Origin of the sequence: uncultured Phascolarctobacterium sp., assembly GCF_937920985.1 — a bacterium.
In the GTDB taxonomy this organism is placed as follows: Bacteria; Bacillota; Negativicutes; order Acidaminococcales; family Acidaminococcaceae; genus Phascolarctobacterium_A.
This window is the reverse complement of sequence record NZ_CALDXR010000061.1, coordinates 44,430-55,670: the sequence shown is the minus strand read 5'-3', so window position 1 is coordinate 55,670 and position 11,241 is coordinate 44,430. Positions and strand designations below refer to the sequence as shown.

Below are 11,241 nucleotides of genomic sequence, written 5' to 3'. Positions count from 1 at the left end.
ACTGTGGATTTTTTATTTTATTTTTTGTTCAAGTTGATTATACAATCTACCAAAAATTTTTGATGGGGCAAAAATTTTATTAAAACCCCTCTAATGGGAAAAGGTTTTGGATTTTTAGTATTAGCTGTTTTAGCAGGTATAACTATGCCTTCTTTTGCTATAGCAGCACCCGTAGATACACAACAACAAATTATTGCAATTTAGAAAAAATATACTTGGAGAACAAAATTATAATAATTTTGATTATACTGTTAAAGTCATTAGCTTAACTGAGATGCTAAGAAGCTTTATGAAATTATTAAAAATAGAAACTTTAGTAACATTGATTGGGATTCAATTGTTACTGATGAGGTTGAACAAAACAAGTTAATAAATACACTAGATAATTCAGGGTTAATACTTGATATAAACACCATAAATGAATTGAGAAGGTTAAGAAATGAAAATAAATAAAACAACCAAATGTTATCTTACATATATAATATACTATATAATATTTTATATAGTATATATAATTTGCCCTCCGACACCTCCAAGGATTGTGTTATGGAAATATTATTTTCCAATAAAAGTATTACCGTTATTTTTAGCCACAATATGGGGGAATATACATAATGATGTTAGAGAAATGCTTACCTATATGAGAAAAGATGAAGAAAAAACACAACGTTTAAAGAAAAGATTTCTTGTAAAAAACGGCCTAATTTTTTTAATAGGAAGTCTTTTTCTTATATTCATAATGCCGTTTATTATATTGTTTTTTAAAAGTGAATTTGGAATAAATATATTGTTTTTACTTTCCAATTGATGTAATTGGCGGTATTAAGAAAAATATAAACAAATAATGTGGTAAACTCTGTGAAGCATGTAACTGAGGTTGAAGATAAACGCCTCGGTGCTTTGGTTGCAGTCAAAGGCTACAAGGATGCTGATAAAGCTATCAAAGATATTAAAGGCAATAGCGGTGGCAAGGTAAACGAAAACTTACCTATTATGGAATAGATATAGAGTCTTTCAAGAATGGAGGCGTTCTACTTGATAGATGATCTGTTAATAATATTTGGATATATATTAGGACTGATATTAATGTTGCTATTTGAATATAAAATTGCACCTATAATAGGAAATGTGCCTAATAAAAAGAACCCATTTTATAATAGGTTTAAATTTGCTCAAATTATAATATTGATTAGATTGTTATATTTAGTAGGTAAGTTTTTATGTAAATATTTCTGACTCCAAAAATTTCTATATTGAAACAGTCTTTAAGTATAATAAGGGTATTATTCTCACCAGCATTTACGGCAGAGAGTAAAGCCGCTGCTTTGCCAAGGATATTGATAACGGTAAGTCCAGCTATCCGCTGGCAGAGGAAGAGCAAAGACTCTTGTAATTTAAATAATGATAGTGTAAGAAAAATCCCGACAGGTTGCTGTCGGGATTTTTTGCTTTCAATTTTACAATTTAAGTATGTTTTTTTTAAGCGCCCTCGAACAGCCTTAGCAGAATAAACATGCTCTCGCCGAAGCAGAGGTAGCGCACCCAGGTGCGGGGATAGACAAAGCCTTCCTCGTCCTCGTCGTAGGCACCGCTGATGCGGGCGTGAATAGCGAGGGATTCCAGTGCTGCAATCACGAGCAGCAGAAAACCCGGGGTCCAAGTATTGTCGTGCAGCATCAGCCAGATACAGTATAACAGGAAGAAAACATCCAACAGGAAGTAGATGATAAAGGTAGTGGCACTGCCGTCGATAATAATGACCTGCTTGCGGCCGGGGTTGGCACGGCGCTCGTCTAAAATTCGGGAAAAGCGTTGCAGCAGATAGGCGATTCTGCGGGAATGAATAAAATGAAACATGCGCACACATAAGAAAAATAAAGCAATAAAGTTCATAAATACCTCTCGTTCTATAAATAGGCTTGCCGGTATTTGTAAAGGCAAGTAATTCTTCTGCATTATATTATACACTATCTGCAGGCAGAGCGCTATAAAGGCAGCAAGAAGACACAAAAGCTACAAAGTTTTCTTGGGAAGCACAAAAATACTAAAATAATAAACGCAAAAATAGAAAACATAAAAAATGTATCAGTTTATGTGTAAAATACTCATGTATACAATGAACGTGAAAAAATTCGTTGACAAAAGTGTAATATAACAGCTATAATTGGTTACATAAAGTTGCTGGGTTAGTGGTTGAATCTGAGAACACTCCCGGTACTGTGTTTTATATTTTATTTTTAAAGGGAAAGAAGGATTCAAAATGAAAAAATGGAAGAAATTAGCATCTGCGGCTATGGCTGCTATGATGTGCGCTGCATTGCTCACAGGCTGTGGCGGAGAAAAGAAACAAGCTGATACCGGAGATACTATTAAGGTTGGCGCAGCATTCGAATTAACCGGTAATGTTGCTAACTACGGTAAATCCATCAACGAAGGCTTCAAGCTGGCTGTAGACGAACTTAATAAAAACGGCGGCGTGAACGGTAAAAAAATCAGCGTAGTTGAAAGCGATAACAAATCCGAGCCGGCTGAATCCGGTAACGCTGTAACAAAACTGATTACCCAAGATAAAGTAGTGGCAATTGTCGGTCCTGCAACCAGCGGTTGCGTAAACGCTGCAACTCCTATCACCACTGCAAATAAGATTCCTCATATTGCTCCGGCTGCTACTGCACCGAGCATTACTGTAGAAAACGGCAAGGTAAAGGATTTCGTATTCCGTGCCTGCTTTATCGACCCGTTCCAAGGTCAGGTAATGGCAGTATTTGCTGATAAAACTTTGAAGGTTAAAAACGTAGCTATTTTCTACGATTCCTCCAGTGACTATTCCAAAGGCTTAGCAGAAGTATTCCAAAAAACCTTGGAAAGCAAGGGCGGCAAGATTGTTGCTAAAGAAGCTTTCCTGGGCAAGGACGTTGACTTCAAATCTGCTCTGACTAAACTCAAAGCTTCTAATCCGGAAGCAATTTATGTTCCCGGTTACTATGAAGAAGTTTCCAAGATTATCAAACAAGCTCGCGAAATCGGCATTACCTGCCCGATGCTTGGCTCCGATGGCTGGGAAAGCCCGAAACTTGCTGAAATCGCTGGTAAAGATGCTCTGAAGGGCTGCTACTATGTAAGTGCTTTCAATGCTAAAGACGAAGACAAATCCGTTCAGGACTTCATTAAGAAATTCAAAGAAAAATATCAAAAAGATCCTGACATCTTCGCAATGCAGGGCTACAATGCAGGCCTGATCCTGGCAGATGCTCTGAAACGTGCGGGCACCACTGATGGTACTAAACTGGCTAAAGCAATTGCTGAAACCAAAGACCTGCCGGTTGCAAGCGGCAAGCTCACCTTTGATGCTAACCACAACCCGGTAATGCCTGCTCTGATTATCGGTCTGGAAACCGGTACTCCGACTTTGGTTGAAAAAATCAGCCTGTAATTGTTAATAAAAAAATAAACATAAAAATTCTACAAGTAAATATCAGAAAGTACAACAAGACTTCTATTCCATGGGTTATTTATTAAGTTAGACCGGGCGCGTCTACTGGATGCGCCCTCTATAAAAAATATATTTTATTTATTTCTGAGGGGGAATAAACCATGAAAAGAGTAACCAAATTGTTATCTGTACTAGCAGCCGGCGCTATGTTTATGAGCGCGCTGACCGGTTGCGGAGGCGGCTCTAAAGGAGCTGACGGCGATACCATTAAGGTAGGCGGCTTGCTGGAAATGACCGGCGGCAGCGCATCCTTCGGTATTTCCAGTAAAAACGGTATCGACCTGGCACTGAAAAAAATAAATGAAAAAGGTGTGCTGGGTGGCAAAAAACTTTCTTTAGTTGTTGCTGATACCAAATCTGAAGCTTCCGAAGCAACTAACGGTATGCAAAAGCTGATTTCTCAGGATAAGGTTGTAGCAGTAATCGGTCCTAACCAATCCTCTGCTGTAATCGCATCCGGTGCAATCAACAATGGTGCTAAGGTTGTAGATATTACACCGATGGGCACTAACCCGGACGTTACCTTCGATCCGAAAACTAAACAGGTTAAACCCTACAGCTTCCGTACCTGCTTTATTGATCCGTTCCAGGGTACTGTAATGGCAAGCTTTGCTTCCAATGAACTGAAAGTGAAAAAGGCTGCTATCTATATCGATAATACCAGTGACTATGCTAAAGGCCTGGCACAGTTCTTCAAAGAGAACTTTGTTAAAAATGGCGGTCAGGTTGTAATTGAAGAAGCTTATCTGCAAAAGGATACCGACTTCAAATCTACTTTGACAAAAATCAAAGCTGCACAACCTGATTTCATCTACATCCCTGGTTATTACCAGGAGGTTGGCCTGATTGTTAAACAAGCTCGTGAGATGGGCATCACCGTTCCTATGGCAGGTGGTGACGGCTGGGATAGCGCTAAGCTTCCTGAAATTGCCGGCAAAGCTGCTTTGGAAAACACCTTCTTCTCCAGCCTGTATTCTCCGGACGATACCTCTGATCTGAACAAAGACTTCGTAGCTGAATACAAAAAAGCTTACAACACCAACCCGGATGTATTCGCAGCATTGGCATATGATTCCGCTCTGCTGGTTGCCAAAGCAATCGAAGATGCAGGCAGTGCTGATCCGGCTAAAATTGCTGAAGCAATGGCTAAGATTAAAGGCTTCAAGGGTGTATCCGGTGAAGTAACCTTTAACGAACAGCATAACCCGATTAAGAGTGCTGTAATTATCGAACATAAAGATGGCAAACAAACCTTTAAAGCTAAAGTTAATCCCTGATAGTTTACATTAGTAGTTAATCTGATTTAATCAACGAGGCTGTTGTTTTGCGTAGCAACAGCCTTTTCATTTAAGTAAGCGTGTCCCGCTTACACAAATCTTTGAAATCTCTAGGGAGGTAAATTATGGAGACTTTTATCCATCAGTTTTTTCAGCAGCTGATAAATGGTGTATCTCTCGGCAGTATCTACGCATTGATCGCCTTGGGTTATACCATGATCTACGGCATCATTAAGCTGATAAACTTTGCTCATGGCGATATTTATATGTTGGGTGCCTATTTTGGCTTCTTCGCTACTACCCAATTAGGCTTGCCGTTCATTCCGGCAATTATTTTCTCGATGGCAGGCGCTGCTATCGCAGGTATTATTATTGAACGTGTTGCGTATCGCCCCATGCGTAATGCACCGCGTATCGCAATTTTGATTACGGCAATCGGCGTATCCTTCTTCCTGGAATATAGCATGATTCTGCTGGTTTCGCCGCAACCGAGAACCTTCCCAGCTGTATTCGGCGCGACTGTATATCATCTTGGACCACTAGTTGCTAACAGTCAGCAGCTTGTTATCCTGTTGAGTGCCATTATCCTGATGGCAGTTCTTACCTATATCGTAAACAAAACCAAAGCCGGCAAGGCTATGCGTGCTGTATCTTATGATGCTGACGCTGCAAGGCTGATGGGCATCAACATTGACCGTGTAATTTCCACTACCTTTGCGCTTGGCAGTGCTTTGGCAGCTGCAGGCGGCGTGCTGGTAGGTGTTTACTATAACTCTATTGACCCGTTGATGGGCATGATGCCTGGTCTTAAAGCCTTCGTTGCCGCAGTTCTTGGCGGTATCGGCATTATCCCCGGTGCTATGATCGGCGGTATTATCCTGGGCGTTGTAGAAGCAATGGTCAGCGGCTTTATTTCCTCTACCTTCCGTGATGCAGCAGCATTCGGTATTTTGATTATCATCTTACTTTATAAACCTTCCGGCTTATTAGGCAAGAATGTTCGTGAGAAAGTCTGAGGTGACATGGTATGAATGCAATTAGAAAATTTGATTTAAAAGCCATCGTTGCCTGCGTTATCGTTTTTGGTATCGTACAAGGGCTGCTCTTTGGCGAAATCATTGGTCCCTTTTGGGAATTGAACATTATCCTTATCTGCATTAACATTATTCTTGCAGTCAGCCTGAACCTGATTAACGGCTATACCGGTCAGTTCTCTATCGGTCATGCCGGCTTTATGGCAGTCGGTGCTTATACCAGTGCTATTATGACGGTTAAGCTGGGCATGCCCTTTGAGGCAGGCTTGGTTGTAGCAACACTGGCCGCCGGCCTGTTGGGCTTTTTGATTGGCTTGCCGACGCTGCGTCTTGATGGTGACTATCTAGCAATCGCAACCTTGGGCTTAGGCGAAATTATCCGTATCTGCATCCTGAACATTGATTATGTCGGCGGTGCTTCCGGTTTGATGGGCATTCCCCGTATGACCAATTTCGCGTATACCTTCTGGATTATGATAGCAATCATCTTCTTCATCAAGAACTTTAAAAACTCTTCCTATGGCCGTTGCTGCCTGGCAATTCGTGAAAACGAAATTGCTGCAGATACCATGGGTATCAACACTACCAAATATAAAGTAATGGCGTTCACCTTCGGTGCTGCTTTTGCCGGTACTGCAGGCGCGCTCTTCAGCCACTACTTCTTCCTGGCGCATCCGGCGTCCTTCACCTTCATGCGTTCCTTCGATATTCTGACCATGGTTGTTTTGGGCGGCCTAGGTTCTATGACCGGTGCTATTACCGGTGCAACCTTGCTGACCTTCATTTCCGCTTACTTGTCAGATTACCCGGAATGGCGTATGATTATCTATTCTGTTACCATGATTATCCTGATGCTGTATCGTCCGCAAGGCTTGTTTGGCAGCAAGGAATTGAGCTTGAAAATGTTTAAATTAGGAGGTAAGGACAATGGCAGAACTGCTGAAGGTAGATAATGTATCCATGGTTTTCGGCGGCCTGCGTGCCGTTTCCAATCTTTCCATGCATATCGACGAGGGAGAGCTGATTGGCCTTATCGGTCCTAACGGTGCCGGCAAGACAACAGCCTTCAATATGATTACCGGTGTATATACACCGACCGAAGGCAAGGTATTTTTTAACGGTCAGCAAAGCAGCGGTAAAAAATCTTATCAGGTTACGCAGATGGGTATGGCACGTACCTTCCAGAATATCCGTCTGTTCTCCGAGCTGAGCGTTATCGACAATGTAAAAATTGCTTATAATATGCACGTAACCTATAATCTGGCTGATGCCATCGTCCGTGATGGCAAGTATCTCAGCGAAGAAGAATATATTACGCAAAAGGCTCTTGATTTGCTGAAAATCTTCCACCTGGAGGAAGAAGCACATGAGGTAGCAAAGAACCTGCCTTATGGTAAGCAGCGTCGTCTGGAAATTGCGCGTGCTCTGGCTACCGAGCCGAAGCTGTTGCTGTTGGACGAGCCTGCTGCCGGCATGAACCCGCAGGAAACCAAAGAGCTGATGGAAATGATCCGCTGGATCCGTAAGGAATTCAATCTTTCCATTCTGCTGATTGAGCATGATATGGGCCTGGTAATGGGTGTCTGCGAGCGTATTTACGTACTAGAATACGGTATGAAGATTGCCGAAGGTACTCCGGAAGAAATTAAACATAACACGCGCGTTATTGAAGCATACTTGGGCGAGGAGGTTATCAACTGATGTTAACTGTTGAAGATATCAATGTATATTATGGCGCAATTCACGCTATCAAAGGTATCAGCCTCGATGTTCCCGATGGTGAAATCGTAGCGCTGATTGGTTCCAATGGTGCCGGTAAATCTACTACATTGCGCACTATTTCCGGTCTGATGAAACCGAAGACCGGTAAAATCTTATATGAAGGTCATGATATTGCCGGTGTACCGGCGCATAAAATTGTCGGCATGGGCTTGTGCCAGGTTCCCGAGGGCCGTCATGTTTTTGCTAATATGACTGTTCTGGAAAACCTGGAGCTGGGTGCTTATCTGCGTAAGGACAAGGACGGAATTGCCAAGGATATGGATGAGGTTTTTAAAAAATTCCCGCGTCTGCTGGAACGTAAGGACCAGCTTTCCGGTACGCTTTCCGGTGGCGAGCAGCAGATGCTGGCTATGGGCCGTGCGCTGATGAGCCGTCCGAAGCTGTTGCTGTTGGACGAGCCTTCTATGGGTCTTGCCCCCTTGCTTGTAAAGGAAATTTTTAATATAATAAAGGAAATCAACGAGAGCGGCACTACCGTTCTGTTGGTTGAGCAGAACGCTAATATGGCGCTGTCCATCGCTGATAAGGCGTATGTTCTGGAAACAGGACGTATTACCCTGAGTGGTACAGCTAAGGAGCTGGCAAGCAGCGAGGCTGTTCGCAAAGCATATCTCGGCGGCTGATTAATATACGAATGCGTCGGGTTGCTTCATAGGTGCCTGAAAGTGAAATGATTATATTAAAATGATTGTGTTCTATAGTCAAAGGAGGTAAAACTCATATGTTAGTAAAAGATATTATGACTGAACCTGTTGTTACCATACGTGAGGATCAATCTATTTTGGAAGCACGCGAAATTATGCGTGGCAAAAGACTGATCAGCCTGCCGGTTGTAGATGATATGCAGCGTGTACGCGGCATTATTACCAGTGATGATATCGGCAAAGCTTCTCCCAGTGACAGCAGCACCCTTTCCCGTTATGAGGCTAATTATCTGCTGGGACGCTTGAAGGTTAAAGACGTTATGAAACGTAGCGTTATCAGCGTTGAAGCAGATGATACTATCGAATATGTTGCTTACAAACTGTATAAATACAGAGTCAATGCTCTGCCGGTTGTTAATCAGGAGAATAAGCTTTGCGGTATTGTTTCCCGCAGCGATATCTTCCGTTCCATCGTAGAAATTATGGGTATGAACCGCAATTGCCTGCGTATTACTATCGAAGCACCCGATAAAGTTGGTGTTGTTGCGGAAATCTCCAATATTATGAAGGAAGATGGCATTAATATTATTTCTCTGGTTACCAAGCAAAATGGTGATGGTACTGCTGAAGTTACCATTCGTGCCGCTCTCAATAATAATGGTATGGATATCATTGAGCAAATACGTGAAGCCGGCTATGAGGTCAGCGACGTAATGACTTTGGACGGTATTGAATAATGCTTTCCGGTAAGGATGTTAATGTAGGCGATATCGTTAAAATGAAAAAGGCTCATCCCTGTGGCAGTGATGAGTGGGAAATTACCCGTACGGGTATGGACTTTGGTATGAAATGCTGTGGCTGCGGACATTTTGTCATGCTGGCGCGTACTAAGTTCGAAAAGGCTGCGAAGGCGGTTGTAAAGAGCGCTGAAGCGGAAAAGTAAATAAGCAGATAAAGAGAACGCTCTCTTGCTATCGTCAGGTAGCAGGGGAGCGTTTTTGGTGGTGGTGTACGTATTATGATACTTTTTGCCCGGGGCGGCAAAAAGTATCCAAAAAACGCCCTGCGTAGCTACTTCGCCGGATTCCGGCGACTAGATTCGCAGAATTTTTCACGTCGCTGAATTTTGCGAGGTGTGCTTGCTGAGTGGTTCGTCAACGCTCCAGCGAAAAATTCCCTGTCGTTCCGTTGCCTGCGAGCTTGTGCGTAACAAAGATGTGCCTGCGAGTTCGTCGTCCGTTCCGGTCTGCGCAGCGCGGAGGGTGGCGTTGTAAGAAAGAGGTTGAGGTTGAATGAGAACAATAAAAATAAGCTGCTAGCGTGTCTTGTGACGTGCTAGCAGCTTATTTTTCCTTGGTGCGTTTTACGTACTGCGTGAGCGCATATTTAATTTTCTAAAGAATTCCTGGCGTGCCAAACATTCCGACCTTTAAGTCTGCAACTTAGTAAATATGAAAGTTTTAGGAAAATAATTCCTAAAACTATACAGAAACGCCAAGTTTTGGGAAAATTTTTCCAAAAAATTTTGCAATCAAAAACGAGCTGGCTTTAGCATTTTGACTAAAACCTGCTCGTTTTGCTATATGACGTATTTTACATTTTCAGCTTGCAGAAAACATACTTTGCAATAATTGCTTCGATGACAAGCAGTAAGGCAATCAGTTCAAATACCGCATTGATATTGATACCATGGGCGACAAAGCCTAAAAGTGCTGGACCAAGGATAACTCCTGTATAACCTAAACTGGTTACGGAAGTTACCGCGGCGCTGATAGGCATAGCTTTTTGGTATTTTAAAATAGAATAGAAAACCGGGACAACATTAGAGCAGCCAAGGCCGATAAGAATAAAGGCGAAGGCGTTAAGATAAATACTATCTAGTGCGATAAGCAGTACAAAGCCTGCCGATGTCAGCAGTGCACCACCGATGACTGCCTTTTGTTCACCTAAAAATTGCACAGTTTTATCGCCTAAAAGACGCATTATGAGCATGGCGACGGAGAAGATAGCATAACCTGTGCCAGCTAACGCTATATCCATATTTTTCGCTTCGGTGAGCAATACGCCGCTCCAGTCCATAACTGCGCCTTCAACAAGGAAAGAGATACATGCCAATGTACCTATGATGATGACAATACCACGTGGAAGGGCAAAGGCTTTTTCTCCACCTGGATTTTTATATGGGAGCCAGCTGCGCCCAAAGTAGGCAATGATAGCCAGCATGATGCCGCAATGTAGGAGGGCGATGAGCGTTATAGACAAGCCGAGGCTTGCAAGCAGGCTGAACAGACCGGCGCTGGCAAAGCAGCCTATGCTCCAAAAGGCGTGCATACCACTCATGAGTCTGCGTCCATCAAGCTTTTCAACGATGACGGAATTAATGTTCATTGTTACTTCTGTAGAACCCATGGCTGCGCCGAAAAGGGCGAGCGCTAATACGTAGCTGATGATATTAGGCAAGAAGGATAAAAAAACAACGTCAAGTGCAAGTAGCGTCGTGGTGATAAGAAGCACTTTTTTGCAACCCCATTTTTGTCCCAGTATACCAGCAAAAGGCATGACAATAAAAGCACTGATACCGATACATAAAAGCAGTATACCAAGCACGTCAGCTTCAAGGTTCAGGCGTTCTTTTACTATGGGAATCATAGGTGCCCAAGTGGAAACGGCGAACCCGGGGATGAAGAAGGCCAGGCGGGCAGCATTTACTTCTTTGCTGCCAACGGAGAAGTTTTCTAAAGTGTTTTTCGGTTTGTTGATTTGCATTGTTAAAAACTCCTTTCGTTACATAGTAGCTATGAGAGCTTTTATGGGGTGAGTGTTACCATAATTTATCTAAAAAAGTGGGATAAAATTCATTTGAATCTTATCCCACTTCAATAGCCTGAGCGCTACAAGTCCTCTGATAAATTATGATGATTTTACCACGAGTATATTTTATTGTCAATGTAGGTTATGTTATATTTTCAATGCGTTGGAGATTTGCTGCTTTACATATATTTAGGCGTTGG

11 protein-coding genes are annotated in these 11,241 nt (G+C 42.5%); 9 read left to right on the top strand and 2 right to left on the bottom strand.

The window, feature by feature from the left end:
* Window positions 1-858 precede the first annotated feature (858 nt).
* Window positions 859-1,002, top strand: a complete 144-nt coding sequence (locus Q0612_RS11050; RefSeq protein ID WP_298884665.1) for a hypothetical protein — start codon at window positions 859-861, stop codon at window positions 1,000-1,002.
* A gap of 477 nt (window positions 1,003-1,479) precedes the next feature.
* Here Q0612_RS11050 and Q0612_RS11045 read toward each other — a convergent pair whose 3' ends face one another.
* On the bottom strand, window positions 1,480-1,893 hold the full coding sequence (locus Q0612_RS11045; protein WP_021719850.1) for a hypothetical protein: 414 nt from the start codon (window positions 1,891-1,893) through the stop codon (window positions 1,480-1,482).
* A 367-nt stretch (window positions 1,894-2,260) separates the two neighbouring features.
* Between Q0612_RS11045 and Q0612_RS11040 the strand changes: the two genes are divergently transcribed.
* The 8 genes from Q0612_RS11040 to Q0612_RS11005 all read left to right on the top strand — a co-directional run bounded on the left by Q0612_RS11040 (window position 2,261) and on the right by Q0612_RS11005 (window position 9,173).
* A complete protein-coding gene (locus Q0612_RS11040; protein ID WP_298884663.1) occupies window positions 2,261-3,433 on the top strand; it encodes an ABC transporter substrate-binding protein in 1,173 nt (390 codons plus the stop codon).
* Window positions 3,434-3,594: 161 nt separating this feature from the next.
* Entirely contained in the window at window positions 3,595-4,770 is a 1,176-nt protein-coding gene (locus Q0612_RS11035) for an ABC transporter substrate-binding protein (RefSeq protein ID WP_298884660.1), read from the top strand.
* 125 nt (window positions 4,771-4,895) lie between these two features.
* The gene (locus Q0612_RS11030) at window positions 4,896-5,786 is read left to right on the top strand and encodes a branched-chain amino acid ABC transporter permease (RefSeq protein WP_277249539.1); all 891 of its coding nucleotides are present in this window, start codon (window positions 4,896-4,898) and stop codon (window positions 5,784-5,786) included.
* Window positions 5,787-5,797: 11 nt separating this feature from the next.
* Window positions 5,798-6,757 carry a branched-chain amino acid ABC transporter permease gene (locus tag Q0612_RS11025; protein ID WP_009145530.1) on the top strand — a complete coding sequence of 320 codons (960 nt, stop codon included), beginning with the start codon at window positions 5,798-5,800 and terminating at the stop codon, window positions 6,755-6,757.
* Entirely contained in the window at window positions 6,732-7,505 is a 774-nt protein-coding gene (locus Q0612_RS11020; RefSeq protein ID WP_298884648.1) for an ABC transporter ATP-binding protein, read from the top strand. Before Q0612_RS11025 ends, Q0612_RS11020 begins: the two co-directional genes overlap by 26 nt.
* The gene (locus Q0612_RS11015; protein ID WP_293690045.1) at window positions 7,505-8,209 is read left to right on the top strand and encodes an ABC transporter ATP-binding protein; all 705 of its coding nucleotides are present in this window, start codon (window positions 7,505-7,507) and stop codon (window positions 8,207-8,209) included. The genes Q0612_RS11020 and Q0612_RS11015 overlap by 1 nt, the downstream gene beginning before the upstream one ends.
* Window positions 8,210-8,307: 98 nt before the next feature.
* Window positions 8,308-8,967 carry a CBS domain-containing protein gene (locus Q0612_RS11010; RefSeq protein WP_021719844.1) on the top strand — a complete coding sequence of 220 codons (660 nt, stop codon included), beginning with the start codon at window positions 8,308-8,310 and terminating at the stop codon, window positions 8,965-8,967.
* Window positions 8,967-9,173 (top strand): DUF951 domain-containing protein, encoded by a 207-nt coding sequence (locus Q0612_RS11005; RefSeq protein WP_021719843.1) that lies wholly within the window; start codon window positions 8,967-8,969, stop codon window positions 9,171-9,173. Before Q0612_RS11010 ends, Q0612_RS11005 begins: the two co-directional genes overlap by 1 nt.
* Before the next feature lie 650 nt (window positions 9,174-9,823).
* On the opposite strand, the gene Q0612_RS11000 is transcribed toward Q0612_RS11005, so the two are convergent.
* Window positions 9,824-10,996 carry an MFS transporter gene (locus tag Q0612_RS11000; RefSeq protein ID WP_298884646.1) on the bottom strand — a complete coding sequence of 391 codons (1,173 nt, stop codon included), beginning with the start codon at window positions 10,994-10,996 and terminating at the stop codon, window positions 9,824-9,826.
* Window positions 10,997-11,241: the final 245 nt, after the last annotated feature.